Source organism: Streptomyces cadmiisoli, assembly GCF_003261055.1.
In the GTDB taxonomy this organism is placed as follows: Bacteria; Actinomycetota; Actinomycetes; order Streptomycetales; family Streptomycetaceae; genus Streptomyces; species Streptomyces cadmiisoli.
On record NZ_CP030073.1, the window covers coordinates 9,151,537 to 9,176,335 of the forward strand.

The 24,799-nt window shown below is 69.5% G+C and carries 27 protein-coding genes and 3 pseudogenes; 14 read left to right on the top strand and 16 right to left on the bottom strand.

Going from position 1 to position 24,799, the window contains the following annotated elements; genetic code table 11:
* The first annotated feature begins 37 nt into the window (after positions 1-37).
* The 3 genes from DN051_RS40190 (at position 38) to DN051_RS40200 (ending at position 1,886) form a co-directional block, all read left to right on the top strand.
* Positions 38-466, top strand: a complete 429-nt coding sequence (locus DN051_RS40190) for a winged helix-turn-helix domain-containing protein (protein WP_246040796.1) — start codon at positions 38-40, stop codon at positions 464-466.
* Between the two features lie 779 nt (positions 467-1,245).
* Positions 1,246-1,479, top strand: coding sequence for an HNH/endonuclease VII fold putative polymorphic toxin (locus DN051_RS40195; protein WP_246040797.1), 234 nt, complete (start codon positions 1,246-1,248; stop codon positions 1,477-1,479).
* 14 nt (positions 1,480-1,493) lie between these two features.
* Positions 1,494-1,886 (top strand): Imm50 family immunity protein, encoded by a 393-nt coding sequence (locus tag DN051_RS40200; RefSeq protein ID WP_162624738.1) that lies wholly within the window; start codon positions 1,494-1,496, stop codon positions 1,884-1,886.
* Positions 1,887-2,039: 153 nt separating this feature from the next.
* On the opposite strand, the pseudogene DN051_RS40205 reads toward DN051_RS40200, so the two are convergent.
* Positions 2,040-2,578, bottom strand: a pseudogene (locus DN051_RS40205) (site-specific integrase); the annotation flags it as partial.
* Positions 2,579-2,649: 71 nt separating this feature from the next.
* Positions 2,650-3,102 carry an SRPBCC family protein gene (locus DN051_RS40210; RefSeq protein ID WP_112437573.1) on the bottom strand — a complete coding sequence of 151 codons (453 nt, stop codon included), beginning with the start codon at positions 3,100-3,102 and terminating at the stop codon, positions 2,650-2,652.
* Between the two features lie 258 nt (positions 3,103-3,360).
* On the opposite strand from DN051_RS40210, the pseudogene DN051_RS40215 reads away from it, so the two are divergent.
* Positions 3,361-3,492, top strand: a pseudogene (locus tag DN051_RS40215) (CBS domain-containing protein); the annotation flags it as partial.
* Positions 3,493-3,887: 395 nt separating this feature from the next.
* Here DN051_RS40215 and DN051_RS40220 read toward each other — a convergent pair.
* The 3 genes and pseudogenes from DN051_RS40220 to DN051_RS40230 all read right to left on the bottom strand — a co-directional run.
* Positions 3,888-4,862 (bottom strand): annotated as a pseudogene (locus DN051_RS40220) (transposase); the annotation flags it as partial.
* A gap of 68 nt (positions 4,863-4,930) precedes the next feature.
* Positions 4,931-6,121 (bottom strand): hypothetical protein, encoded by a 1,191-nt coding sequence (locus DN051_RS40225; protein WP_162624737.1) that lies wholly within the window; start codon positions 6,119-6,121, stop codon positions 4,931-4,933.
* A gap of 209 nt (positions 6,122-6,330) precedes the next feature.
* Complete coding sequence (locus DN051_RS40230) at positions 6,331-6,741, bottom strand: Imm10 family immunity protein (protein ID WP_112437571.1); 411 nt, start codon at positions 6,739-6,741, stop codon at positions 6,331-6,333.
* Positions 6,742-6,780: 39 nt separating this feature from the next.
* Between DN051_RS40230 and DN051_RS40235 the strand changes: the two genes are divergently transcribed.
* The 6 genes from DN051_RS40235 to DN051_RS40260 all read left to right on the top strand — a co-directional run bounded on the left by DN051_RS40235 (position 6,781) and on the right by DN051_RS40260 (position 10,793).
* A complete protein-coding gene (locus DN051_RS40235; RefSeq protein WP_162624736.1) occupies positions 6,781-7,023 on the top strand; it encodes a hypothetical protein in 243 nt (80 codons plus the stop codon).
* Between the two features lie 95 nt (positions 7,024-7,118).
* Entirely contained in the window at positions 7,119-7,742 is a 624-nt protein-coding gene (locus tag DN051_RS40240; RefSeq protein WP_162624735.1) for a replication-relaxation family protein, read from the top strand.
* A gap of 578 nt (positions 7,743-8,320) precedes the next feature.
* Positions 8,321-8,542, top strand: coding sequence for a hypothetical protein (locus DN051_RS40245; protein WP_162624734.1), 222 nt, complete (start codon positions 8,321-8,323; stop codon positions 8,540-8,542).
* A gap of 2 nt (positions 8,543-8,544) precedes the next feature.
* The gene (locus DN051_RS40250; RefSeq protein ID WP_112437567.1) at positions 8,545-9,561 is read left to right on the top strand and encodes a helix-turn-helix domain-containing protein; all 1,017 of its coding nucleotides are present in this window, start codon (positions 8,545-8,547) and stop codon (positions 9,559-9,561) included.
* 234 nt (positions 9,562-9,795) lie between these two features.
* Positions 9,796-10,269, top strand: a complete 474-nt coding sequence (locus DN051_RS46010) for a hypothetical protein (RefSeq protein ID WP_199314828.1) — start codon at positions 9,796-9,798, stop codon at positions 10,267-10,269.
* 32 nt (positions 10,270-10,301) lie between these two features.
* Positions 10,302-10,793 (top strand): hypothetical protein, encoded by a 492-nt coding sequence (locus DN051_RS40260; protein ID WP_162624733.1) that lies wholly within the window; start codon positions 10,302-10,304, stop codon positions 10,791-10,793.
* 231 nt (positions 10,794-11,024) lie between these two features.
* On the opposite strand, the gene DN051_RS40270 is transcribed toward DN051_RS40260, so the two are convergent.
* From DN051_RS40270 to DN051_RS40315, 10 genes are all read right to left on the bottom strand, one after another.
* Complete coding sequence (locus DN051_RS40270) at positions 11,025-11,303, bottom strand: hypothetical protein (protein ID WP_112437565.1); 279 nt, start codon at positions 11,301-11,303, stop codon at positions 11,025-11,027.
* Positions 11,304-11,359: 56 nt separating this feature from the next.
* On the bottom strand, positions 11,360-12,526 hold the full coding sequence (locus tag DN051_RS40275) for a GNAT family N-acetyltransferase (RefSeq protein ID WP_112437564.1): 1,167 nt from the start codon (positions 12,524-12,526) through the stop codon (positions 11,360-11,362).
* Positions 12,527-12,539: 13 nt separating this feature from the next.
* Positions 12,540-13,076, bottom strand: coding sequence for a MaoC family dehydratase (locus tag DN051_RS40280; protein ID WP_246040798.1), 537 nt, complete (start codon positions 13,074-13,076; stop codon positions 12,540-12,542).
* On the bottom strand, positions 13,073-13,936 hold the full coding sequence (locus DN051_RS40285) for an HpcH/HpaI aldolase/citrate lyase family protein (RefSeq protein ID WP_112437563.1): 864 nt from the start codon (positions 13,934-13,936) through the stop codon (positions 13,073-13,075). Before DN051_RS40285 ends, DN051_RS40280 begins: the two co-directional genes overlap by 4 nt.
* A complete protein-coding gene (dmpG, locus tag DN051_RS40290) occupies positions 13,933-14,952 on the bottom strand; it encodes a 4-hydroxy-2-oxovalerate aldolase (RefSeq protein WP_112437562.1) in 1,020 nt (339 codons plus the stop codon). The genes DN051_RS40285 and dmpG overlap by 4 nt, the downstream gene beginning before the upstream one ends.
* Positions 14,949-15,839 carry an acetylating acetaldehyde dehydrogenase gene (locus DN051_RS40295; RefSeq protein WP_112437561.1) on the bottom strand — a complete coding sequence of 297 codons (891 nt, stop codon included), beginning with the start codon at positions 15,837-15,839 and terminating at the stop codon, positions 14,949-14,951. The genes dmpG and DN051_RS40295 overlap by 4 nt, the downstream gene beginning before the upstream one ends.
* Before the next feature lie 25 nt (positions 15,840-15,864).
* On the bottom strand, positions 15,865-16,701 hold the full coding sequence (locus DN051_RS40300) for a 2-keto-4-pentenoate hydratase (RefSeq protein ID WP_246040799.1): 837 nt from the start codon (positions 16,699-16,701) through the stop codon (positions 15,865-15,867).
* Positions 16,702-16,704: 3 nt separating this feature from the next.
* Positions 16,705-17,475 carry an NUDIX hydrolase gene (locus DN051_RS40305; RefSeq protein ID WP_112437560.1) on the bottom strand — a complete coding sequence of 257 codons (771 nt, stop codon included), beginning with the start codon at positions 17,473-17,475 and terminating at the stop codon, positions 16,705-16,707.
* 117 nt (positions 17,476-17,592) lie between these two features.
* A complete protein-coding gene (locus DN051_RS40310; RefSeq protein WP_112437559.1) occupies positions 17,593-18,048 on the bottom strand; it encodes an ATP-binding protein in 456 nt (151 codons plus the stop codon).
* Complete coding sequence (locus DN051_RS40315; RefSeq protein WP_112437558.1) at positions 18,045-18,455, bottom strand: DUF6415 family natural product biosynthesis protein; 411 nt, start codon at positions 18,453-18,455, stop codon at positions 18,045-18,047. The genes DN051_RS40310 and DN051_RS40315 overlap by 4 nt, the downstream gene beginning before the upstream one ends.
* A gap of 193 nt (positions 18,456-18,648) precedes the next feature.
* Here DN051_RS40315 and DN051_RS40320 point away from each other — a divergent pair, with 193 nt between their 5' ends.
* From DN051_RS40320 to DN051_RS40330, 3 genes are all read left to right on the top strand, one after another.
* The gene (locus tag DN051_RS40320; protein WP_112437557.1) at positions 18,649-19,956 is read left to right on the top strand and encodes an NsdA family TPR-like regulatory protein; all 1,308 of its coding nucleotides are present in this window, start codon (positions 18,649-18,651) and stop codon (positions 19,954-19,956) included.
* A gap of 10 nt (positions 19,957-19,966) precedes the next feature.
* Positions 19,967-20,536: a GNAT family N-acetyltransferase gene (locus tag DN051_RS40325; protein ID WP_112437556.1), complete on the top strand. Its 570-nt coding sequence runs from the start codon at positions 19,967-19,969 to the stop codon at positions 20,534-20,536.
* A 304-nt stretch (positions 20,537-20,840) separates the two neighbouring features.
* Positions 20,841-21,839, top strand: a complete 999-nt coding sequence (locus DN051_RS40330) for a site-specific integrase (RefSeq protein WP_162624732.1) — start codon at positions 20,841-20,843, stop codon at positions 21,837-21,839.
* Here the strand turns inward: DN051_RS40330 and DN051_RS40335 are convergent.
* Positions 21,797-22,639 carry an IS5 family transposase gene (locus tag DN051_RS40335; protein ID WP_112441901.1) on the bottom strand — a complete coding sequence of 281 codons (843 nt, stop codon included), beginning with the start codon at positions 22,637-22,639 and terminating at the stop codon, positions 21,797-21,799. The genes DN051_RS40330 and DN051_RS40335 overlap by 43 nt on opposite strands.
* 204 nt (positions 22,640-22,843) lie before the next feature.
* Here DN051_RS40335 and DN051_RS40340 point away from each other — a divergent pair, with 204 nt between their 5' ends.
* The gene (locus DN051_RS40340; protein WP_425471787.1) at positions 22,844-24,280 is read left to right on the top strand and encodes an IS1380 family transposase; all 1,437 of its coding nucleotides are present in this window, start codon (positions 22,844-22,846) and stop codon (positions 24,278-24,280) included.
* The last annotated feature ends 519 nt before the right edge of the window (positions 24,281-24,799 follow it).

Sequence of the window (24,799 nt, forward strand, 5' to 3'; positions counted from 1 at the left end):
GGGCCGGATTGTGCTGGTAGAGGGCGTGGAAAGCGGGGTGAGCGGCGTGGTGGTGGGGCGGCGCGGGCGCAGGCTGGCCGGTGGCGGGGTATCGCTGACGTTCGAGGTCATCGCCGAGACCGTGCGCGAGCGGATCCGCTCCGGTGGGCTGCGGCCGGGTGACGCGCTGCCGACGCAGGCCGTGTTGATGCGGGAGTTCGGGGCGTCGAGCCTGACCGTGCAGAAGGCCATGGCCCTGCTGAAGCAGGACGGGTGGGCGGTCTCCCGCCCCGGCAAGGGCGCCTTCGTCGCCCACCGCGACTACCCCGATGGCCCCGACGGTCCGGAGGCGACCGCACCCGCCGGCGGGACGACGGCCCGCGTCGAGGCGCTGGAACGAGCGCTGGCCGAGGCTGCTCAGCAGATCGCCGACCTTCGTGGCCGCGTCGAGGCCTTGGAGTCGGACGTCAGCGACCGGGGCCACTGACCCGCCGTGGCGCGTGGCCCGGGGCGTGCGTTCAGATTTTCTCTTCGAGGTTCAAGGCGGGCCCCGCCCGCCGAGGCTGGCCGCCGTCGCCGACCGACCCGCAGTAGGACGAGGTACTGACGCCCGTGCCAAGCCGCATCGAGGTGCCGGTCTCGGGCATGAGCCTGGATCAACACGGCTCCATAGGAGACAAGTTGCAGGCATGGCGTCCGGGCGCGTTGCGCAGCAAGCTATCGCCTACGACCGTCCTACGGCCGGATCGCAGGCACAGGGCCGACCAGGGGGCCGACCCTCAACACCCGTCGCCGGCTCACCGAGGGCGGTGGCCGACGTCGCCTCCGGCGGGGAGCAAAGCCCCCGGCCACCCCCGGCGACCATTCCCGCCCCGGCTCCCACGCGGCGAGGCTGACCGACGCACAAGCCCCGCCGCCCGCATACCGAGGGCCGCCCCGACAAACGACCGCCGAGAGGCGACCGGGCGTGCCTGGTCGCCAAGACCCTTGACGGCAGTAGTGACGGCAACAACCACGAACAACCCCGGCCGAACCCGTACCTCAGCGGACCACCGAATACCACTTGACCTGCGAAAACGCAGGTAGAGAGGGGCCGCGTAGCACACGTACTATGTGCTCGCTGGGACCACGCCGGTACTTGTTCACAACAGCAACTGTGTACCCGAGGTTCGGACCCTTCCGAGTCGTAGTTCGGCCTTCAGGGCGGCGAAGAGGGATCTTGGGATTCCGAACGGCCAGCAGCCTGACGAGTTGAACATGGTGCCGATGACGAACCGTAAGGGGGAAAACATCTTGAATCCCGACGGAACTCGAGTGATGACCCGCGAATACGTATTCACGCGTGGCGGCGGCGATCGCGTGATCATTCAGGATCATTCATACGGCCACTACTACGGCGAAGGGGGCGTGGGCGATCAAGGGGCGCATTTCAATGTCCGCCCGTACAGCAATCCAAGGACTGGGAAAGTCCCGGGTACGGCTCAGCATTACGAGTACTAGAGAGGATATTTGAGTTGCAGTGGATTGACGCCATCAGCAACCCGAAGCCGGTGCTGGCTATCTACGGAGAAGACGTACCTGCGCTCGAGGGTGTACGCATCGAAGAGATCTGCTTGAGTCCGAATGGTCCTACGCTTCGCCTGCGATTCGATCTTCCCACTTTCCCAGGGCAGCCCCCTGCGAAATGGCGGCGCGATGGCATGAACGTGGTTCAGCTCGAAGTCTCCTTTGGCGGTCTGCATGAGATCTCGATTGACAGACTGGCGACCAACTCTTTGTGTGACCTGAAGGTGCAAAAGAGCGGCTTGCTTCAGTTCTCCGCCGAATCCGATTCCGTAAGGCTTCGAGGTGTCGCGGACGAAGCGACGATCTTGCGGATCTCTGCGTACGCATCAGGGAGCTTCTGACGGCGCAAAGCGGAAGCGCGCGACGAAGGGTTGCCATTGCGAATTTGGCTTGGTTTCCCTTGTGTGGCCCGGCGTTCCTGAGCGCCCCTGACGGCAGTAGTTGACGGCAACGGCGGCGGACACCATGCGTCCGCCGCCGTTGCCGTACGTATGTCAGGGGCGGTCAAGGGCGCGGCCGAGGAGGTCGATGGCATCTCGCTGGAGGCGGAGTCGGACGTGGGCGTAGACAGTGGCGGTGACGCCGATGTGGGCGTGGCCGAGGAGTTCCTTGATCACGACGAGGTCAATGCCCTGCTCCAGGAGCAGGGTGGCGGTGGAGTGGCGAAGGTCGTGGAAGCGGATGTGCCGGAGCCCTGCCCGATTGAGGAGGCGGCCGAAGCGGCGTGTGAGGTTGGCGGGGTCGGGCTGCCGGTTCGGGTGGTGAAGACGAGCCCGCTGTCCGTCCAGCCCACTCCGGCGGCCTGGCGCTCTTCCTGCTGTCGCTTCCTGTGGCTCTTCAGCGAGTGGATGCACTCAGTGGGGAGGGCGATACGGCGTTCGGAGGCTCGGGTCTTGGTGTGCAGGACGGTCAGCCCGTCGGTGCGGGTGCGCTGGAGGGAGCGGTGAATGCTGGCCGTGCCGCCGTCGAGGTCGAGGTCTTCCCAGTGCAGGCCGAGGAGTTCGCCCCTGCGGAGCCCAGTGCGAAGGGCGACCCGCGCGGAACGTTGGAGCATGGCCCCGCCCCTTCTCGTGCTGATCGCTGATCGCTGATCGCTGATCGGAGTCAGACTTCGCCGCGCCACGCGCCGGTCTCGGTGCCGCCGCGGGACTCGATGAACCCCTTGAACCGCTCGAGGTCACCGGTGGCCTGGCGCTTGACGAAGCCGAGCTTGTCCCCGACGGTCTCGGCCAGGCCCTCGGGCTCGTAGTCGAGCTGCAGCATGATCTTGGTCGTGTGGTCGTCGATGTAGTGGAAGGTGACGACACCGGCCTGGTGGGCCTGTCCGCCGACCGAGCTCCAGGCCACCCGCTCATCCGGGATCTGCTCGGTGATCTCCGCGTCGAACTCCCGCTCCACCCCGCCGATCTTCGTCTTCCAGTGCGTGAGGGTGTCCGTGCGCTGCTCGATCCGCTCGACACCGTCCATGAACTGCGGAAAGTCCTCGAATTGCGTCCATTGGTTGTACGCCGCGCGGACGGGGACGTGGACCTCGATGGATTCCTCAACCTGGGACATGGCCTGTCCTCTCTGCGAACCATGACGGCTCTCGCCAGAGGGCCGGGTTTCCAGCTCCGGCGACAGTCATGCGTACGACCATCCGGGGCGTAGCGGCCCGCCGATCGCGGAACGGGTCGGCGGAGTCGACTCCGGCCGCAGTCGGAGCAGTGGGAGCGGCCCGCGGTCACCGTGGCGTGCGAGATGAGCTGGTCGTGGCGGTGGTGCCGGTGTGGGTCGGTGCGCTTGCTCAGGGTCCGCCGGGTGTGATCGACGCTCGCCGAGCGTGTGCGCCGGCTGCCGGTCATCGACGGTCACGACCTTGTCAGCATGGTCGCGCAGGCCGACGTGGCGCGCGCTCTGTCCGATGCGACGGTCGTCGACCTCCTCGAGGCGCTCTCCACCGATTGATGGCCGCGGCAAACCGGCGGCCTGTCTGTCCCGGCACGCGAAGCACGAGGCTATTCCTGGGAAACGCCGGGACGACGTGAGGATGCTGCTGGTGCTACACCCGCCGCGGTCGATGTAGTCCCCTGGCTCAGCGGCCGAAGCGGACCTGTCTCCGCGACTTCACCCTCCGACCGGCCGGACGTTTCATCTCTCCCACGTGAAACGCTGGTTCCTGTGCGAGGGCCTCTCGTACATTTGTTGATCACTGTCGAGCGGCCCGGCGGCCGAGCACGGTTTTCTCACATGCGTGCCTCCGCGGGCGTCCTGCGGTGATCGTCCGCGATCTGCGCAGCCAGGGCTTCCGGTCTGCCGCTGTCCAGCCCGCATGAGCACCGCACCACCGCGCATCCCGTCGGGTCGTGTTCGACCCATCCACCTCGGTGAGTCCTGTCGCGGACGAGGGTATGCACGACGGTTGTGTGTTCCACCATGGGGGACGCATGCCCTTTAAAGCCGTCCTGGTGACGGGTGCGGTTCTTGTGGATGTGCCGTGTGTCGGGGTCGACGGTGGACACCGCCCGGTCCGTCACCGTGCGCTTCGCGATACGCCAGCGGCCATCGCGCCCGTCGGAGTCCTCGGCGGGTTCCACGTCCTGGCCGGCGACCAGGGCCAGCAGGCCGACCGCGTTCGCCGCCTTCTCGCCCAGGTTCTGCTCGGGCAGGCGCCCGAGCAGGTTGAGGGCGTCGGTGACCAGCGCGTCGGCCAGCGCGGCGCGGGCCGACTCGTCGTCCCAGGCGATCCTCGGCTTGCCCGGGTCGGTGTAGTCGTGCGCCCGGCAGTGCCCCGCGGCCACCTCCTCCGCGCCGGGAACCTCGCGGATCACCCGGCGGATCGCGGAGATGATCTGGGTGACGGTGTCCTGGGTGGCCACCGCGTCATCGAGCACGGTGGAGTCCAGCGCCCGCCGCTGCCTGCCCTTGAGCACACCGGTCGCGGCCACGACCTCTTTGACCTTGGTGAAGATCCGCATCGGATCGGCCGAATGACGCAGCCGACGCCGGAAGTACGTCAGCAGCGACGGATCGAACGCCATGTCGTACAGCCCGAGCCCGCAAGCGGCCTTCCACCGCAGGTCACACCGCAGTTCCTGGACCGTCTCGAAATCCGACAGCCCCTGCAGGCTCTGCAACACCACCGTCGCGGCCAGCACCTGCGGCGGCAGACTCGGCCGCCCGTTGGACGAGGGATACATGTCCGCGAACATCGACGGCGGGAACAGCGCCTCGCGATGTTCGGCCAGGAACGCGAACACACTCCCGGCCGGGATCAACTCCCGGCAGGTCTCCCACACATCCGGCCCGACCAACTCCCCAGCCCATTCCCCCTGCATGCTCACAAGACTGGCCCCAACTCCACCGAGCCGGGGCCAGAACCCGAGATTTTCAGCAGCCTTCTAGGTCAGCGTGCCCGGGCGAGGTCCAGCAGGTGGTGCATGACCGCCACCGGCAGTGCCGGATTGCCTGCGGCAGCGGCGGCATGTGCCGGCAGGGTGAGCCGCCGGAGCAGTTCATCGGCGGGCAGCCTGGGGTCGCGCACCGCCCAGCCACCCACCTCAGGGTCGTCGGCCAGCCGCAGCACCAGCTCCGGCCCGGCCTCCGGGTCGTCCAACGCGGCGTGCCGCAGCCGCGGGTTGGGGTCGTCGGCGAACCGCGCCAACCCGGGCCGGGCGAAGTTGCGGTGGTTGCGGTACCCCGACCAGTACCGGTCCTGCACCGTGGCGTACAGCTCCACCAGCAGCTCGTGCGGCGCGTCCTCGCACGATTCGGCCAATGTGCGCCGCACCCACTCGTCCTCGTCCGCGGCCAGCAGGGCTACCACGCCCGGCGTCAGGTGCGGCTGAGCCGCGAGCACCCGCCGCAGCCCGACGTGCGCCGACCGCGCGATCCGGCGGGCCGCCTCCGGGTCGGTCGCCTGCCGTGCGATCCAGGGCGGCGGCGACCAGAAGTGCTGCCACACCGTGCAAGGGATGGCCGTGCGCTGTTCCTCCGTCAGCTCCTCCCGCATCGATACCGCGAGCCGGACGTCGTTCTCGGGATCCTCCGCCAGTCGCAGGGCCAGGACGGTCGGTACCTCGGGATCAGCAGCGGCCTTCATCCGCACCGCCGGATCCGGGTGCGTCACCCGCTGCTCCGCCATCAGCACGGGCGGCGGCTCCTGCACCGCGACGGGCGGTTTCTCACTCTCGCCGACGATCCGACGGATCTTCGGTTCCAGGTCCTGCGCCAGGATCTCCAGCACCCCGGCAGGGATACGGCGCTTGTACTCGAAGAGCATCACCGCGTACACGAACCGGACCCGTGGTTCCGGATCCCGCGCAAGCCGGGCCAGCACGTCGACGTCCGCCGTCGCGTTCTCCGTCACGTCCAGCCGGTGCTGGATCTGCGGCGAAGCCACCAGCAGCTCCGTCGCTGCGGCATCCAAGGTCCTGTGCTTGAGCCAGAAGCTCGGCATCGGCAGCTCGTCGAACTCCAGCAGCCGGGCCAGGATCTCCACCGGCAGCACCTGATTGCCCGCCAGCCCCTGGAGCCAGCCGTCCACCACATCGCCATCCGCAGTTGCCCGCTCCAGCGCCCCACCCAGTCCGTCCATCCCGCCATTCTCGCTGCCCCGACGCCGTGGGTTCGCCGCTGGCCAGCGCCACCAGGCCCGCCCAGCAAGGGCGCACGCCCGGCCATGGAGGAGCACGGAAAGGGACGCTGGGGCCCGGTCGCGGCTGCCGTCGCGATTTCGTGATCGGCGATTGCGGGGCTGCAATTTTCTCCGCGTAATCCCCCGCCCCACCGGACCCCGGTGACCGCTCAGACGGCTACACGAATCGGCATAGCGTCCGCACGTCCATAGGCGAGTACCTGGGCGAGGACTTCTCGGAACAGGACGACGTCCTCGGCCGGGGCTTCAATGACAGCTTCGATCTCGCTGTCGCTCAACCGCAGGTCATCCAGCGCTTCAGGGTCAAGCGAGACGCGGAGGATGTTGCCCGCTAGAACGGCTTCGCGCACACAGCCGTACGCGGTCCCCTGTCCGGCTGTGACCAGGCAGTGTGTGTCCATGCCCAAGGCGACCTCCTGATCATCTGGGTCATCCTCGCCCGCCATGAACATCAAAATGAATCCGCTTCCGTCCTCCCCTTCGGCGAGAGCAGCCTCGGTGAAGTAGCCGTCAGGGTCGATCTCTGTTGTGGCGACACGAGCAGTGAACCGGTATGTCATGACGGGGTTCTATCAGGGCGTTCAGCTGAGGCAGGACACATGGGGCGAGGCCAGGTGAACCGCGACTGGTTACCACCGAAGCAACAGCTCGCAATAGGCGAGAGAACCGGCGGCCGCCACCGCGCCGCCACCTTCGCCCTCGCACTCCAAGCCGTCCTCAGCGGCGACGTCACCGGAGCCACCGAGCTGGGTGTGAAGGACCTGGCCCAGCTCTACTCCGGCCGTGGCCTGACGGTGCACCTCGTCCACCGCGACCTCGACAAGGACGTCGTCGACCGCTGAATCTCACCCCAGAAGACCGCGCAAGTGTGTGCTCGGCCAGCCAAGCGGGGCGGGACCCACATATCGCGGACTACGGGCGGCACGGCCGGGAGAAGGTGTGGCACCTGACCGTGGCCGGGCAGCGGGCCGTGGCTGAAGGCGGCGACGTCGTCGTACGGCCGCACGCCGCGACGGGCGAGCGGGCGGTAGCTGCCGGTCTCGCCCCGCACGGCATGGCCGTCACCGAGGTCATCACCCTGTGGGGCGGCCCGATCCTGGACTGGGAGGTCGAGGTGGACCACACAATCGACAAGGTCCGCCGGGTGGTCTCCGACGCCGTGCTGTACCGGCCCGGCCGGGGAGCGGAGGCGGAGTTCCTGGAGGTGGACCGGTACACGTTGTCGCTGCCCCGGCTCGCCCTGAAGCTGCGAGCGTACGAGACGTACAGCCAGGCCACGTTCCACGAGGGGGAGCGCGGCACGATCGGCCGGACGAAGTGGCTGTGGCGCGAGCGGTACCCGCACAGCGCCCTCTTCCCCGTCGTGCGCCTGGTCCTCGCCGGCACCGATGATTGCGACGCGCTCGACCAGCGGGCCCGGGCCCTGCAGCAGCGCATCCGCGGCATCCGGCCCCGGGTCGACGTCGCCGCACTGCCCCGGCTGCAGCGCCAGCCGTCCACCGAGTGGACCTGGCGGCCGATCGGGCAGAGCGACGAACAGGCGCAGACCCAGGTGGCGTGACCGGCCCGGGCCCGGCACAAGGTCAGCCCCGGTCCGACCTGTTGGCTCTAACGGGTCGACCGGCGCTGAGCTGCACTGTTGCCGTCGCGGCAGGCGAGTTGGGCGGAGGCGCGGCGAGGGGTCGGCGGTGACCGCCGACCCCTCGCACGGTGTTGTCGGCGCATGAACGGACCGACGGTCGCGGAGGCCCTCGCGGCAACGCGGCCGCCCACGACGATGTCCCGAGGTCACAGGGGGAGCCCACAGACGGAACGGGATCCTCAGTGCGTGGCACATGAGGCGTCAACCAGAATCGGCAGTACCCCAAGGGGGACACAACCACGATTGAGACGGAAACGGTGTAAAGGCCGGAGAGTCCCAGCCCTGACCTGCTGATTCCGCGCGTGTGAAGGTCTCGATCCGCCGCGCCCAGTCTGAGACAGGGACGGGTTTATACCCGGGCGTAGTCCTGGAGTTGGTCATGAGCACTCTGTGCGGTGCGCCAGCATCGTTGGACTGTCACTCGCATGGGCGACGGCAACCGCCCGCGCAGTGACGCCAGTTGGGGAGCCCGAACAGACACCGAACGGGAGAACACCGTGTCTCACACTGCCCGCGCCGCCTGCGTGGTGCCCGGCGACCTGCCGCTGACCGCTCCGGAGGCGACCATCGTCGTGGTCGTCCTGGTCCTGGCCGTGCTGCTCGCCCTCGCGGGGATGCCTGCCTTGTCCGTCCTGGTCCTGCTCGCCGAGACGACGGACACGGGCTTGCGCCTGGTCCGCCGGGCACGCTCCCGCAAGCAGGCCGAAGCGGAGGGCTGACGATGGGACGGCGGGAGAACCCGATCGCCCCCTGCGACCGGGAGCTGGAGAAACTGGTCCTCTACCTGCGGGACCACCGCAATTGGGCCGGGCTGAACTACAAGGAACTCGCCGTGCGGTCCGGATGCAGCGCCTCGACGCTGATCCGGGCCGCGTCCGGCGAGCACATGCCGAAGCTGAAGACAGTCCGGGCCTACGCCCTGGGTTGCGGCGCCGACCCCGATGAGGCCGAGCGGCTGTGGAAACGGGCCCGCTACCGGGCCGCCCGCGGCTGCCAGGAGCCCGTTCCGCACGCACGGTACGTACGGAACTTCGCAGAGCTGCACGCGGCGCTGGCCGACCTCTACCAGAAGGACGGCGCCCGGCCGTACCGCGAACTGGAGGCCGCCAGCGACGGCGTCCTGGCCCACGCCACTGTCGGGCGGTTCCTCCGCCAGGAGGGCGGACGCCCCACCCGCCAGTTCGTCCGGGAGTTCGCCATAGCCTGCGGGGCCAAGGGGATGGCCCTCCGCGAGTGGGAACAGGCATGGGACCGGGCCGAGGAACAGCGGCTGGGCGGAACGCCCACGGTCGTAGCACGGCGCCGGGCCTCCGAAGTCGTCCTTCCGGACGGCCGCCCGGTGTACTTCCACTCGGATCCCGAGCGCACCCCCGACGGACAGGAGATCCGGCGTCTCACCCCCACTGGGCCTCACTCGGACGGCCACACCGTCATCGCGCTTTCCCGGGCGATCGGTGCGATGTCCTCCAAGTCCTGCCCTGTCTGCACGACCAACACGCGGTCACCCGACTCCGTATTGCCGCAGGCTGAACTGGAGGCTGCTCGGAGCCTGCTCCGCATGCAGCCGCCGACCCGATCCCGGCAATCCGTGCGACGGGGGTCGGTGATCGTGGGGACCGCCGCCACCGGGACAGGTGCCGCGAGAGCAAGAAGGGCACCTTCGCGTCTGGTGGTGAATGCCGGGGCCGGCTTCGGGGACAGCCTGGCCAGCGGTCCGACCGGCACCCGGCGTTCCTGACAGAGCCACAGTTCACGGCTGGTTGGTCCCGTTGGGGGCAATGGGACCAACCGGACGCCCCGGTCGGGCCCGTTGGATCAAACGGGCCCGACCGGGGCTGATCTGCGGTCAGGTGAGTCCGGCGGAGTCGTTGTCGTCCCAGACTCCGGACCACGCTGGCCGATCGCGATCTGTCGCCGGTCCGTGAGGTGCGGCAGGCTGAGACGGCCCAGACGATCAACGGGAGGGACGGGCATGGCGTACGAGGACTGCACGTACCACGGCATCCAGGACGGCCCGGAGAGCAATAGGAGCGACGAGGAGGAGTGGAAGCCCGCCCGGATCCTTGTCGAAAAGCCCGAGTTCGGCCCCACCGAGCGGCAGGACGTGACCGGGCTCCGGGAGCTGCCCGAGCCGGAGCATGGGGGCTTCGGCTGGGGCTACAACGGCGGCGGCACGAGTGCGGCGGCCGGGGTGATCCTCGCCGACGCGCTCGACCTTGGCGACCCGGACAAGTGCGGCATCGGCTACGCGGCCTACCTCGAGGACGAGGTGCTGGTGCAGCTGCGGGAGGACTTCTGCGACGACGTCCTGTCCCAGCTCTGCGACCAGTGGCGCCTTCGCCGTGGTGTAGTCCTGCGCTGGGCGCGTGCCTGGTACCTGCAGCGCGGGATCGACGAGCTGCCCGCCGCCCTGCGGGAGCTCCCGCCGCTCCAGAGCCAGACCTGACGATGGGCTCGCCGAACCCGGCGCGGCCGCGCGTGTCCCTGTGGACCCGCATGGTCGACGCCTTCCACGGACGGGACACCGCGGCGCCGGCGCCCTCGGTCGCCCCGAACAGCCTGGAGTGGAGGGTCGACCCCGACACGGAGACCTGGTGGCACGTGCCGCCCGGCGGCCCGGCCGGCATGCAGGAGATCCGAGCGAGCGCACCGGACGGGTACGAATTCGCCCGCCTGGTCTGGCAAGCCTGCGAGGTGTGCCGCCTCGGGCTGATCGTAAAGATCAGGGTCACCGGGCCTTGGCAGCGCCACGGGTACGGCAGCCGCATGGTGCGCTTCGCCCTGCACGGCCGTGACGGGTACGCCTGGACCACGACGCCGCAGTCGGAGGATGCCCGGGCGTTCTTCCCGGCTCTCACCGCGTCGACGGGCGTGGCCTTCCCCCGGCAGGCCCAGCGGTGCGAGCACATGCGGGCGCGGGCGCCCCGGCACTCCCAGCCGAAACGGCGGCTCGACCCGCCGTCCAGCTGAGGCCGCAAGCGCACGGTCAGCCCCTGTTGGACCCGTTGGATTCAGCAGGGGCTGACTGCTGCTCTGGAGGCCCTACGGCGCCGTTACGGCTGCGCTCTCCAGCTCGGCAGCGGCCATCTGCTCGTCGTGGTCCCGGAGCATTCGCATGACAGTCGCCGGGCTGGGGTGCTGGCCCTTCTTGGCGCCGGTGGTGATGACGAGCCGGGAGGCGATGTCCCGCAGAAGGGAAGGTCAACTCCTGCGATTCTGAGCGCGGACCATCGTCACACAGCGGCGGGCGCTGATCCGGCTTGCCAGGTCGAAGGCGCGCGTCGCCGTCTCTGCCGCGATATCCGCGTCGCCAGCACGAAGATGCGTCTCGGCCTGGTACGCAAGGAACACCGACCGCGTCTTCGAACGGGTGGCAGGCAGCAGATCCATGCCCTCATCCATGAGCTGGTGCGCCCGCCGCAGTTGCCCGAGGTCGGCGAGGCACCGGCCGGTGTCGGCAGTGAGATCGGCCTGCGACATCCAGGAGCACCACGTCGGCGGCGGGTCGTACGACGGAGCGTCCCAGCGGACAGAATCTAGAAGTGGTCGGGCAACCAAGGTTCGTGCTCTGTGGTGCGGATCAGTCTGTTGAGCACCTCCTCGGAGCCTGCGTCCACTCCGGCCAGGCGTGCTGCGGTCGCTGTCCGGTAGCCGCCGGCGTACCAGACGGCCAGTTGCCGTCGGGTGAGCCGGACTTCACCAGCGGTGTGCGTCTTGGTGATCTGTCCGGCGCCGCCTTTCACTTCGAGCAGGTACTGGCCCCAGGTCTCACCGTCCTCGCCTTCGATGTCCACGGGAACGTCGATGTCGAGGTCATCCGGCCAGCCCCGCAGCCGCACCGCTTCCTCCAGGTCGAGGATGCGGAGCATCCACGGGTGCCACGCTTCCGCCGTCAGCCGGTACCGGTGGAGGTTGTGCAGCAGAGCCGGGTACGGGGGAAGGGCGGAGCGCCGGAAGTGGATGGCTGGGGCGCGGGTGTGATGGCTGGCGAGGAACGCCATCATCTCGCCGACGGTGTCCGCGTCGGCGGCCCAGAAGTCGTGCACGGTCAGCTGCATCCCGTGCCGCTCGCTGCGCTTCATGGCGAGCGATAGCGACCCCGTGGGGGACTGTGCCGGGCCGAACCGGTACGTGGTCAGCTGTTGCTTGTTGTCGATCCAAGCGGGCCACCAGTCCGGTCGCAGCACGGGCCCGTTCCACTGCCGGGCCAGGCGGCGTTGCAGCTCGTCGGCTTCCGTCGTACGGCCGTGCTCGACCGGCAGCCCAGAGCGGGTGAAGGCCCGCTTGAGGTCGTCGGTGGCGATGGACCACGCGAACACGGGAACGGGGGCCTCCCAGCCGAAACGGCGGACGTACCCGCCCGATGTCGTCCACAGCGTGGAGATCACCGCTGCCTGCTCGCGCAGGTGACGAAGCCGTTCGGCGAGCATGTCGACGGAGAGGCGGGCGCCGCGTTCTTCGGGGGCGACGCACCCGGCACTGAGCAGGGCGGAGGGCACGGGGGCCCCGCCGAAGAACTGCGGGACGAGGAGGCCGAGGCCGCCCGCGATGACCCGCCCGTCCCGGACGGCGACGCGGATGTCCGCGTGCGGGCGCAGGCGGGTGATGTCGCCCACGGGATGGCCGTAGCTGCGGGTGGCGAGGGCGTCGTACTGCTGCCACAACTCGTCGTCGGCCTGCACGATCCGGATCGCATCAGGCATGTCGCCACCCCTTCTAGTAGTTGGTCCGGTCGCGGACGGCATCGGCATCGATGGGGACGAAGAAGCTGCGCGTGAAGGTCACCACGGCCGCACCCTCCTGGTTCTTGCCGGTCGTGCGGCTCGTGACGATCCCGGTGTCCGGGCGGCTGCGGGACAGGCGGCGGCCGGTGATCTCCGTCTCCGCGTAGAGGGTGTCGCCCACGAACACGGGATGGGTGAAGCGGATCTCTTCGAAGCCGAGGTTGGCGATAGTCAGGCCGCTGGTGCTGCGTACGGTCATCCCGCCGACGATGTGGAGGGTGATGCTGCTGCACACCAGGGGCCTGCCCCACTGGGTGAGAGTGCTGTAGCGGGCGTCCGTGTGGATCGGGGCGTCGTTGCCGCCGAGCGTGGTCATCACGACGTTGTCGGCCTCGGTGATGGTTCGCCCGGGCCGGTGTTCGATGACCAGGCCCTCACGCAGCTCGTGGTAGCCCAGGCCGACGACTTCTCGGTAGCGGCCCTCGGCGATCCGCCGATACCCCGCTGGTGTGGGGATGCTGGTGGTCACACGCTCACCCCACGCGGCGTGCGGCCGTCCACGCGAGCCAACAGTGCCCGGGCGGCTTTGACCATGGGCGGGCCGATCATCTGCCCGTTGACGCGCACGATGCGGCCGCCCGCTTCCTCGGAGGCGGCCACGATGGCGCGGGCGGCGGCGACTTCCTCGTCCGTCGGGGTGAACACGCTGGTGACGACGGGGAGCTGGCGGGGGTGCACACAGCACTTCCCGGCGAAGCCCAGGTTCCTGGCGCGTTCGGCTTCGCCTCGCAGCCCGTCCAGGTCGTCCAGGTCGAAGAACGGGGAGTCGATGGCGCAGATTCCTGCGGCGGCGGCGCTGGTGACCAGCGCGGACCGGGCGTGCAGCATCGCTTCCCAGCTCTTGGAGCAGCCGAGGGCCGTCGCGTAGTCAGCGGTCCCGAACACCACCCCGGCGATGCGCTCGGCCCGCACGATCGACGGCAGCTCTTCAAGCGCACGCGGCGTCTCGATCAGCGCATACAGGTGCGGCGTGTAGCCGGGCGCGTCGAGGGCCCCGGCGGCGATCTCGAAGTCCCGGGCCGACTCGACCTTGGGGATCAGCACGACGTCCGGCCGGACCGGGAAGTCGGCGATAGCCGTCAGGTCGAGGATGCCGTCCCGGGTGGTGGGAGAGCTGATCCGGACGCCGAGGACGCAGCCGGCCGCCGTGGGGGCAGTGAAGAACGCGGCGGCGTTCTGGCGGGCCTGCGGTTTCACCGCGGCGGGCACGGAGTCCTCCAGGTCGACGAGGGCGACGTCGGCGCCGCAGCCGTGCGCGGCAGGGAAACGGCCGGAGGCGTGGCCGGGCGTGACGAACCACACCCCGGCGGGGGCCAGCGTCTGCATCATCGAATCGCCCCCTGTGCCGCCAGGGTGCGCGCCGCGTCCAGGATCAGGTCCTCCTGCCCGGCGATGACCCGGCGCTGGCCGAGCTCCACGAAGATGTCCCAGGGGTGCACTCCCTGGCTCTCGGCGGCGGCCAGAACGGGCTTTTTGAACCCGGAGAACACCCCGGACAGCCCCGAGACGAGGCTGGTGGAGTCGATCGTCGGCGGGGCGGGCATCAGCGTCTTCTCGGCGAGATCGGCGGCGTCGGCCAGGCGCCGCAGATCGATCCCGGTCCGGTGGCCGTAGCGCTCCAGCACGGCCACGAGAACTTCCAGCTGGGTGTTGCCCGCGCCCGCGCCGAATCCCCGCGCGCACGCGTCGATCGTGCGGGCGCCGGCCGCGACGGCCGCAACCGAGTTCGCCACGGCCATCCCGAGGTTGTTGTGCCCGTGGAACGCCACCGGCACCTCCACCGCCGCGGTGATGGCGGTGATCCGGGCGGTGACATCGTCAGGCAGGTAGTAACCGGCGCTGTCGAAGATGCACACCGCCTGCGCCCCATAGCCGACCATCAGCATGCACTGCTCGGCGAGTTCGCCGGGACTGGCCATGTGGCTCATCAGCAGCACGCCCTGCGCCTCGGCGCCGAGCTCGCGGAGGACGCCCAGGTGGCGTTCGGTGACGCTGGCCTCGGTGCAGTGGGCGGCCACGCGCACCACATCCACGCCGTGGCGGACGGCGTTGCGCAAATCGGCGGTGGTGGCCCAGCCGGGCAGCATGAGGGTGGCCAGCCTGCTGCGGGTGAGGGCTTCGCGGGCGGTGGCGAGCATCTCATCGTCGCTGAGCTTGCTGCGGCCGACCTGCAGGGAGGAGGCGCCGATCCCGTTGCCGTGGCCGACCTCGACCACCGGGACACCGGCCGCGTCGACCGCCGCGGCGTAGGTGCGGATCTGCTCGGCATCCAGCTGGTGCCTTACGGCGTGCTGGCCGTCGCGCAAGGTGGGGTCGTGCATGATCACCGTGGTCTGGGCGGTCATCGGGCGAGCTCCTTCAGCGCGGGGACCTTGGCGAGGGCGTGCTGCTCGGCCCCATAGATGGCGGCGGCGCTGATCACTTCGAGGTTCCCGGCGTGCACCGGCATCCGGTTGCGGGTGGCGGTCACCTCCGAGATCACACGGACCGTGTCGCCGGTGACGGTGCACGAGGTGATCCGGTAGCCGGGCACGACGGTCCGCATGGCCGCCGCAGCGGATTCCACGACGTCACTGACCGGGCCCGGCTTCAGCCCGGGGGCCACCATCGTCATGGCGATGCGGAATGGCGGCGGTGGCGCGGCCGCGGAGACGTTCAGCATCGCCTTGGCCGCGCCGGTGCCGGTGAACCGGCGGATCGCGTCCTGGGTCGTCTCCACGTATTCGTCGAGGTTGAGGCGGCTGGCCCGACCTACGCTGACGCTGGCAGCTGTGGCGACCATCTCCACGTACTGCGGCCGGAAGTGCTGGGCGAGGGCGTACAGGACGGGGATCGATGCCTGCCCGCCGCAGGAGACGAGGCCGATGTGCTGGTGTTGGGCGGCCTGGTCGCCGTTCACGGTCGGCACGATCAGCGCACCGGCACGGGTGGGTGTCAGGTCGATGAGTACCGTGCCGGTGCCAGCGAGCCGGGCCCAGTGCTCGGGGTGCTCGAAGGCGTTGGTGGCGTCGAAGACGATGTCGAAGGTCTGGCCGGAGTCGAGCAGGGCGGCGACGCCGCCCGCTGCGGTGGCGCAGCCCAGCTTGGCGGCCTGCGCCAGTCCGCGGCTGTGGCTGGTGCGGCCGACGACGAGCCCGCAGCTCAGGTGCGGGGAGTTCTGCATGCGCTCGACCAAGTCGAGCCCGAGTAAGCCGGAGCCGAGGACGGCCGCGTTAACGGTGTTCGATGACATGTGTGCTCCCGGTGTGGACGGCAGGTCAGACGACCCGCAGATGGATGGCGGGGAGCCGGGTGGAGGTGGCCCGGAAGTTTGTGCCAGGGGTGAGCGGGAGGCTCGCGTGTACCGATCCGGCCAGGACGATGTCTCCGGCGCGCAAGGTGGTGCCCAGGACGGGCAGGCGGTGCGTCAGCCAGACCAGCGCCTTGAGCGGGTCGCCGAGGATGTCGCGCCCCTGCCCGGCCGCGACCATCTCGCCGTCGGCCTCCGCCCGGATCTGCTCGGCGGCCAGGTCCCATGCCGGATCGAACGGGACCGGACTGCCGGTGATGACGCCGGCACAGGCGGCGTTGTCGGCGATGCTGTCGACCAAGGTGATGTTCCAGTCGGCGAAGACGGTGTCGAGGACCTCAAACGCGAGGAGCACCTCGCCCACAGCCGAACAGACGGTGGCCAGGTCCGAGGCCTCGGCCAGGTCGCGACCGAGCCGGAAGGCGATCTCGGTCTCGATCCTGGGGTTCATGAAGTCGGCCGACCGCAGCCGGGCTCCGCTGGCAGCGACCATGCTGGTCAGAACGACTCCGGCGTCGGGCTCGTCAATGCCCATCTGTTCCTGCATCGCGGCCGAGGTCAGTCCGATCTTGTGACCGGCGACCCGGGCCCCTGCCGAAACCCGCTCCTCCAGGTTGATTCGCTGGATGCGGTAGGCGTCCTGAAGGCTCAGGCCCGGGAAACGCTTCGACAGCGATCGGACAGGAACGCCGGTTCGGGCAGCGTCGGCCAGCTCCCGTGCCAGCCCCGCTAAGACCTCCTCCTCCGCCTCGGGCCCGGCCATCTGTACGGCCGGATGGTTGTCGGCGCTTGCGGGACTGGCCATCGGCTACCTCCGCTTGTAGGCCTGGTCGGTCGTGCCATTCGCGGCATGGCGTGCGGCGAGCACCGGCAGGAAGTCGGCGTAGCGGCCGCCGAGCCCCGCCACATCGGCGTCCGACCCGATGAACGCGATGCAGTCCAGCTCCGAGGTGCGGCCCTGGGCGCTCTCGGCGGCGACAAGCTGCGTGTACTGCTCGGTGAGCGCCTCGGCCGGGCAGGCGGGAGCGCGGAAGTGCACGCCCACGTTGCCCTTGTCGCCTCGGGTCACCGCCCACAGCTCCAGGTCTTCGGAGGCGACTTCCCGCCCGGCCTCCTCCGCGAGTTCCAGCGCGGCGTGCCGGCGCAGGCACTCCACGTCCAGGGCGGCGCCCACCTTGGGGGGCTCGATCGTCCCGCCGGGCAGCTGCCAGCGCCCGGGGGCCGCAGTGGACGACGCCATACGTCCCACCAGCAGCCGCCCGTCGTCCGTGGGCTGCGCAACGGACACGAACACCGACGGGGCGGACACGGCGTGGACCGGGTCCAGCCGCAGTACGTACAGGCGGTAGGTCGCCCGGTACCAGGTCAGGAGCAGGGTCTCGGAGTCCTTCCACTCCAGTCCTGCGCACACCACGGTCGGCCCGTCGAACAGCGCCGGGTTCGCCGTGACGGCCTCTTCCCACCTGCGCTCCATCGCCGCCGTCTGCTCATCGGTCAGCCGGGGCGGATCAGTCTCCGCAAGGAGCAGGCGGCAGACACCGGAAAGCTCAACTGCGGGAGCCTGCGGTTGGTTGGGCAACGAAACCTCCTGTTGAGTGCCCTACATTGGCAGCGCTGATCAGGCACGCGATGCCGGTGCCACCCCTGCCGCGAGCCCCAGACCGTACCTTCGTCACGGGCCTCGAGCGACGGCCGGTCACAGTGGGGACCGCCGTACGAGCTTCAGCTCGGCCCATACGCGTTTGGCCGACAGTTCGCCGCTGCGGCGAGAGCGGAGCAGGTCGAAGCCCCAGCGGTTGGCGAGGTCGTCGACAAGGAGGAGGCCGCGGCCGTGGCCGGCGTCCTCGTCGGGCGTGCGCAGCTGCGGGTGCCGGTCGGGGGAGCGGTCGGTGACGGCGAGGTACACCCGGTCGCATGCCGGGCGGCTCACGGTCAAAATGATCCTTGGGCCGTGTGCGTGCCGCACGGTGTTGGCGACGAATTCGGACATCACCAGGGCAGCCGTCTCCGCGTCGTCCTCCAGGCCCCACACCGCCATCGCTACGCGCGCGAGCAGCCGGGCCTCCTTTGCCGTCTTCGGGGCGCGGTCGGCGGTCAGCCGGTAGCCGGGATACCCCTTCATCCGGGGCCGGGGCGCCGTCATGGTCGTCATGACCGCACACCAGCGACGGGCCGCGCCGCCTGCAGAGGGCCGGGATGCTCATGGAGGGTGAGCAGGGCACGGCACTGGATGGCGAGATCCCAGACGCCCTTGGATGAGGTGCCGATCCCCTCCGCCAGCCTGTGGCGGGTTCCGGCGAGGACGTGCCGGGCGGTGCGCCGCTGCTCACCACGCATGCGCGGCTCCACCCCGGCGAGTTCCGGCACCAGGAGCTGGACGTGCCCGCGCAGCAGGCCACCGAGCCTCTCCCAGTCCTCACTCGCCAGGCGCCGCGAGGCCGACAGGACCGCCTCGTACGACTGCCGGATGGTCTCGGAATCGACCGGGACGTTGTTGCCGGCGCCCGCTGGGCGGGGCGCCGGGACTGTCGCCGTTGCGCTGCTTGCAGCGTCTGCCACAGCGGCCTCCCTGATTGGTCGTCACGTCACCGTCTACGCAACCAGCGCAGGACGAGCGAGCGCGACGCCAGCGCAATGCAAGAACGATGAAACTTCGCCCAGTTGGGGTGAACTGCGACCAAGCCCGGGGCACCACAGGGGTGGGGGCGGTACGGTCGCCGCACCCGTCATGTCGGATACCGCCGGAGTCGGTATGGTTGACCGCCCCAAGACCCCCAACGTCCGGGTGCGCGCCGTGCGCGAGGACGAACTGCAGAGGTCCCGTCAGGAGTTCGCGAAGCTCATCGTGGAGACAGGCGAGGAGATGGGTGAAACAGTCGCCTGCACCGCGCGCTTGGTGGCGGCATGGGAAGACGGCGACGTCCAGCTCCCCAGACCGGTCTACCGGCGGATCCTCACGCGGCTGACTGGACGCACCATGCAGGATCTGGGCTTCCGGCTCAGCACCCCGCCCCACACCGCTGCGCCGGCCGCCACGGCGAACCCAGAGGAGGAGCAGGTGAATCGCCGCGGGTTCATGGCCGACAGCGCAGGCGCGGTCCTGTCGCTCATCCCCCTCCCCTCCCCACGGAATGGGGCCCCGCCGGGCCGGATCGGCGCCGTCAACTTGCGTGCCCTGGACACGGCCGTGACGAAGATCTACGCCCACGATCACGACCACGGGTCAGCCGCCATGCGCCGCGGCGCCTCCGACGCCCTGCACACCGCCTACTCGTGGCTGCAGGAAGGCACCTACACGGAGAAGACCGGCAAGCGGCTGAGGTCGGCGACCGGTCATCTTTCGATCGCCGCCGGGTGGCTCAGCTACGACTCCGGCCGTCCCGCCGACGCGCGCAGCCTGTACAACGAGGCCCTCGCCGCCGCGCGGATCGCCGAGGACCCAGGCCTGGAGGCGCACGCCTTCGGCTGCCTGTCCCTGCTCGCCAAGGCATCCGGTCGGCCGCGCGAGGCAATCTCGGCAGCGCAGGGCGCGCAGAGCGTAGCCAACTCCTACGGCTCACCGAGGATGCTGTCGATGTTCGCGATGCGTGAGGCCGGCGGCTGGGCCCTGCTGGGAGACACCAGCGCCACGGACCGGGCGATCATCCGCGCCCACAAGCTGTACGCCAACGGGCCACGTGAGGCCGATCCGGACTGGCTGGAGTTCTACCATCCGGGCGAGCTGGCCGGGTTAGAGGCGCTGGCCCGGGCCGACCTCGCCCAGCACGAGCGGGCCGCAGCCGGGGCGGAACAGGCAGTGCTGCTGCACGGCGACCAGTTCGCCCGCAATCGCGCCCTGTACACAGCCGACGTCGCCATTCAGCATGCCGTCAGGGAACGTCCGGAGCCGGAGGCCGCGGCCGAAGCCGCCGGACGCGTCCTCGCGTACCTTCCGGAAGTGCGCTCGGACCGGCTGCTGCAGCAGCTGCACAACGTCTCGAGCGCGCTACAGCGGCACGCGTCCGTCCCGGCGGTCGCGGACTGGCTGGAGGAGTACCGCACCATCGCCGGCGTCAGCTGAGGAGGAGACGGTGACCACCCCGAGCACCCGCACCGACGTGGTGATCCGCACCTACGGTCCTGGCCAGGTCCCACCGCTGATCGACACCCTCGCCGACATCTGGGCCGACAGCCACCCGGAATTGGTCGACAACCCGGGTGCGGAGGCAATGGGCCTGTCCGTGCCTGCACTCCACCGCCAGATCACCGGCCACCTCAAGCACCCCGGCTTCGTCCTGGTCGTCGCGTACGCTGGCGGCAGCGCCGTCGGCTTCGGCTATGCGTTCCCCTGCTCGCCCGACTACTGGTTCGGCCCCCTGGTCGATCAGGTCCCCGAAGGCGCCCGCCAGGAGCGGCTGATGGGCCTGTGTGAACTGGCCGTCCGGCCGACCTGGCAGTCCAAGGGCATCGGCACCCAGCTGCACGGTGCCCTCCTTCAGGCCATTGCCCCCAAGTGGTCCTCATTGCTTGCCCTGCCCTCGAACCAGCGCGGGCAAGACCTCTACGCCCGGCTCGGCTACAAGTACGCGGGGCCGTACCGCAACACCCCTGACGGCCCGGAGTTCGACCTGCTGCTCCTCCACGTTCAGGACGACGCCTGACGGGACGCTTCACCAGCCCTCACCGGCCTGCAAGGAGAGGACCGGCGCCGATCGGCGACCAGGCCGGCTGCGGCAACGTGAAGATGTGGTTCATCCGCCTACGGCCCTTCGCCGTCTGGCTGGAGGACGACGGCATCGAGTACTTGAGCGAGGTCGGCGACCGCCTTCTGGACGAGTACCTGGGCCACGTGCAGGCCCTGTCCGTGACCCCGAACGTCAAATACCAGCTGCTGAACGCGGTCCGTGCCCTGTGGGCCTACGGCGAGCACCTGCCTGACGTGTGCCGGCTCGCGACCGTCGAGCCATGGCAGGGCCAGTCCCTTCGCGAGCTGGCCGACATGCCGGGCCGGGGCCGTTTCAACGCCACCCCTCGGATCGCAGCGGTGACCATGGAGGCGCTGCTGACTGGTCGCTGCGGATCGTCGAGGACCTCGGTCCGGACATCTGCGATGCCTGGAGGGAATTCCGGACCCTGTCCGCCGGAGACCACCCCAGCCAGCGCGTCTACGACGGCTTGTCGCCCTCGCAGCGGGTGCGGCTGTTCGTCCAGGAGGCGGCCCGCACCGGGTCTGTACTCCCCGGGGATCCGCGGACCGCAGGCGCGGTCAGCGCCTACCATCTCGGACGTCTACTGGGGATCAAGCCCTCGCGTCGGCGGACCTATCTCAGCGTCCTGGCCGCGACGTGCGCGGCCGAGCTCGGCGTACGGATCGCGGACGACTGCTACCTGGGCTCGATCACCGGCCGGGTCGACGACCGCCCATGGCGCGACCGGCCCATCACCGCTGCGGAGCTTCCGCTGTTGGTCCGCATCCTGGTCGCCGCGTGCTTCGTGGTGATCTGCTACCTCACAGGGGCTCGTCCCGGAGAGGTCGTCGCTCTGCGCCGCGGCTGCCGGGACACCGACTCGGACACTGGCGAGCTGCTCATCCGCGGTCGCCGGGGCAAGGGCTACGACCGCACGCCGCTCGATCCGGTCGACCCGACCCGGCCATGGGTCACCGTCCAGCCCGTACACGACGCCATCGCGATGCTCGAATCGCTCCACGACGCCGACCTCCTCTTCCCCACCGGCCTGATCAAGACCAACTCCCGCGCCGGCCGCTTCGCGATCGGCACAGCGCAGATCAACCGAGATATGGAGAGGCTGCTGGCCTGGGTCAACAAGACCTTCGCGTCCGGCGACGGGGCCACGCTGATCCCGCCCGACCCGACCAAGCATCTGCACGGCTCGCGATTTAGAGCACCCGGCAGTAGGCGTTACTTCAGGCGTTTGGTAGTGGGGCGACCGTCCCATCGGTAGAGCGGGGTGGCGCGGCGGATGAGCATACGGAGCGTGACGATGGCGGCGGACAGGTAGAGGTAGAAGTCGACGACCCGGCTGCGTTTCTCGGTGCAGCGTCGCAGTTTGCCGAAGCCGTTCATCCACGCGTGACTGCGCTCGACCACCCATCTCTTGCCGGCCTGTATGGGAGCGGGCACGCCCTTGCGGGCGATCTCGCCGGTGAAGCCGAGTTCCGACAATGCGGCCCGGGTCTTGTGGCTGTCGTAGCCACGGTCCAAGTTGACATTGACCTGATCTGGCAGGCATCCGACCTGCTCCTTCGCGGCCTCCAAGGTGGGCACGAGCAGCGGTGAGTCGTGCCGGCTGGCCCCGGCTGAGACGATGCCGAGCGGGATGCCGCGGGCCTCGGTGGCCACCGAGCGCTTGAGGCCCTGCTTGCCCCGGTCCACTGGGGAGCGCCCGGCGGCCTCGCCACCGCAGGGAGCCTTGGTGATGCAGCCGTCCACGGACAACTCGCTCAACTCAAGGCCGATCATCCGGTCGTACGCCTCAAGCACCAGGGCGTGCAACTGCCCGGCTATTCCGAGTTGGGCCCAGTAGGCGACTCGTCGTCGGATGGTGCGGTCCGAGCATCCAGGAGTTGCGACACGCTCGTAGCCGGAGCCGTGCACCAGGGCGGCGATTACGTGGTCGAACACCACGCGGTCCGCGATGCGCGGGTTGTGGCAGCCCAGCGGGTGGCTGTCCACGTGCTCCGGTAACAGCGTCGCGAACTGGTCCCACAGGGGTTCGAGCAGGCATGATGGCAGGACAGGCACGGGCCCTCCGGTGATCACTGAGCGTAGAGAACTCCATGATCACCATGGCTCGTGCCTGCTCGACTTCCGGGGTCGCCTTCATCAACGAGACACGCCTACCGCCGGGCGCTCTAACCTCACTGTTTCGCTTGGGGTTGGTGGCTGCCGAGGCGAAAACGCGAAAGTGCCTTCCTGACCTGGAACGATGAACCTTGCTGAGGGGTTCTGTCGGTCCAGGCGGAGGGCACTTTCTACGTGCAGGGTATCGGGTTGCGTCCCAAGATCTATGTCAGTGCCGATGGTTCGGGGGTGGTCGGTCGTGCCGGGACACGGTTGCTGGCGGATCTTGCCGATGCCACGGGGCTGACCGCCGCGTACTCCACCGCGCTCAGGCCGTTGCGGCCACGCGGGACCGGACACGATCCAGGACGAATCACCACCGACCTGGCGGTGATGCTCGCCGACGGCGGCGAGGCGTTTGCGGACCTGGCCGTACTGCGGGACCAGGCCGAAGTGTTCGGCTCGGTTGCCTCGACACCGACGGCCTGGCGGCTGCTCGCCGACATGGACGAGCAGGCACTTGCTTCGCTGCGTTCGGCCCGCGCTTCGGCTCGGGAGGTCGCTTGGCTGCAGGCCGCCGAGAACGGTGAGGGCATACCCGCTGCCCGGGCCGCGGGTCGTGTGCTGCCCGGCCTGGTCCTGGACCTCGACGCCACGCTGGTGGCCTGCCACTCGGAAAAGGAGGCGGCCGCGCCCACCTACAAGGGCGGTTTCGGGTTCCACCCGCTGGTGTGCTTCCTGGCCAACACCGGCGAGGCGCTGTCCGGGCAGCTGCGGCCCGGGAACTCCGGAGCCAACACTGCCGCCGATCACATTGCGGTCCTCGACCAGGCACTCGCGCAGATCCCCGATGCCCACCGGCACGGCACCGACATCCTGGTCCGCACCGATAGCGCCGGATCCGCGAAAGCCTTCCTCGCTCACGTCCGTGACCTGCGCAAACGAGGAATCCGTACCTTCTTCTCGGTCGGATACGCCATCACCGAGCCGATCCGCCGCGCCATCCGGGCCATGCCCGACCGCCTCTGGCATCCCGCCCTGGACCAGGACGGGACACTGCGTGATGGCACCGAAGTCGCCGAGCTGACCGGCATGGTCGATCTGGGCGGCTACCCGGCCGGCACCCGCATCATCGTGCGCCGCGAGCGGCCACACCCAGGAGCACAGCTGTCGCTGTTCGACCTGGACGAGGGACTGCGCCACCAGGTCTTCCTCACCGACACTCCCTATCCCGGTGGTGGTTCGGCCCAGTTCCTCGAGGTCCGCCACCGCGGGCATGCCACCGTCGAGGACCGCATCCGGTGCGGCAAGACCACCGGGTTCGGCCGTTTCCCCTCCCGCGACTTCGGTGTCAACGCCGTCTGGCTCGAACTCAGTCTCACCGCGATCGACTTGCTGGCCTGGACGTGCCTCCTGCTGCTGGACGGGGAGATGGCCACCGCCGAGCCGAAGAAGCTCCGCCACCGACTCCTGCACGTCGCCGCCCGCCTCACCCGCGGCGGCCGGCGACTACGCCTGCGGATATCGGCGACCTGGCCGTGGAGACACGAACTCGCCACGGCTTTCCACCGCCTCGCCTCACTGCCCCGTCCCGCCGGCTGACCAGCAAACCCCAGACCGCCCACGACCCGAAAGACCTTGGAGAACCCGGCCCGAGCGTCGGGCCTTCGCCATACTCACCGGCCGACCAGCGACCGAAATCATCGGTCGACCGCCACCAGACCAGCTCAGCCACCCGAAGCGAAACAGCGAGGCTAAGTCACGGAGCCTCCGGAGGGCAGCATTTCCAGGGGCTCCGTGACGTGTGGAGTTGCGCTCTTTCAACGATGCCAGCGCTTCCGTGTCGAGATCGGTTCGTCCTCACCAGCGCATGCTTGTCGGGTCGGGACCACCAGCGCCGCCTCTCGCTCACGACCTGCAGTTCCGGGGCGGGAGCGTCGGCCCGGTCGTGGGCGCTCCGTTCAGCGCGCCACGGCCGTGGTGACTTGCGGCGAGTACTTTGACTGAGCGCGGTTGGCTGCTTCCTCCAAGGGCGCCGATACGCGGTCTGGCAGAGCCCGATCCTGGACAGTCGTTGAACGGCACGCTGCGCAGGGCCTGCCGCCCAACGAGGAGACCTGC

Excerpts from the sequence above, each read along its gene's own strand:
- DN051_RS40195 (WP_246040797.1), top strand. The coding sequence starts at position 1,246 with ATGACGAACCGTAAGGGGGAAAACATCTTGAATCCCGACGGAACTCGA.
- DN051_RS40210 (WP_112437573.1), bottom strand. The coding sequence starts at position 3,102 with ATGTCCCAGGTTGAGGAATCCATCGAGGTCCACGTCCCCGTCCGCGCG.
- DN051_RS40225 (WP_162624737.1), bottom strand. The coding sequence starts at position 6,121 with ATGGACGGACTGGGTGGGGCGCTGGAGCGGGCAACTGCGGATGGCGAT.
- DN051_RS40230 (WP_112437571.1), bottom strand. The coding sequence starts at position 6,741 with ATGACATACCGGTTCACTGCTCGTGTCGCCACAACAGAGATCGACCCT.
- DN051_RS40235 (WP_162624736.1), top strand. The coding sequence starts at position 6,781 with ATGGGGCGAGGCCAGGTGAACCGCGACTGGTTACCACCGAAGCAACAG.
- DN051_RS40250 (WP_112437567.1), top strand. The coding sequence starts at position 8,545 with ATGGGACGGCGGGAGAACCCGATCGCCCCCTGCGACCGGGAGCTGGAG.
- DN051_RS46010 (WP_199314828.1), top strand. The coding sequence starts at position 9,796 with ATGGCGTACGAGGACTGCACGTACCACGGCATCCAGGACGGCCCGGAG.
- DN051_RS40270 (WP_112437565.1), bottom strand. The coding sequence starts at position 11,303 with ATGTCGCAGGCCGATCTCACTGCCGACACCGGCCGGTGCCTCGCCGAC.
- DN051_RS40275 (WP_112437564.1), bottom strand. The coding sequence starts at position 12,526 with ATGCCTGATGCGATCCGGATCGTGCAGGCCGACGACGAGTTGTGGCAG.
- DN051_RS40285 (WP_112437563.1), bottom strand. The coding sequence starts at position 13,936 with ATGATGCAGACGCTGGCCCCCGCCGGGGTGTGGTTCGTCACGCCCGGC.
- dmpG (WP_112437562.1), bottom strand. The coding sequence starts at position 14,952 with ATGACCGCCCAGACCACGGTGATCATGCACGACCCCACCTTGCGCGAC.
- DN051_RS40295 (WP_112437561.1), bottom strand. The coding sequence starts at position 15,839 with ATGTCATCGAACACCGTTAACGCGGCCGTCCTCGGCTCCGGCTTACTC.
- DN051_RS40300 (WP_246040799.1), bottom strand. The coding sequence starts at position 16,701 with ATGGCCAGTCCCGCAAGCGCCGACAACCATCCGGCCGTACAGATGGCC.
- DN051_RS40310 (WP_112437559.1), bottom strand. The coding sequence starts at position 18,048 with ATGACGACCATGACGGCGCCCCGGCCCCGGATGAAGGGGTATCCCGGC.
- DN051_RS40320 (WP_112437557.1), top strand. The coding sequence starts at position 18,649 with ATGGTTGACCGCCCCAAGACCCCCAACGTCCGGGTGCGCGCCGTGCGC.
- DN051_RS40330 (WP_162624732.1), top strand. The coding sequence starts at position 20,841 with ATGGCAGGGCCAGTCCCTTCGCGAGCTGGCCGACATGCCGGGCCGGGG.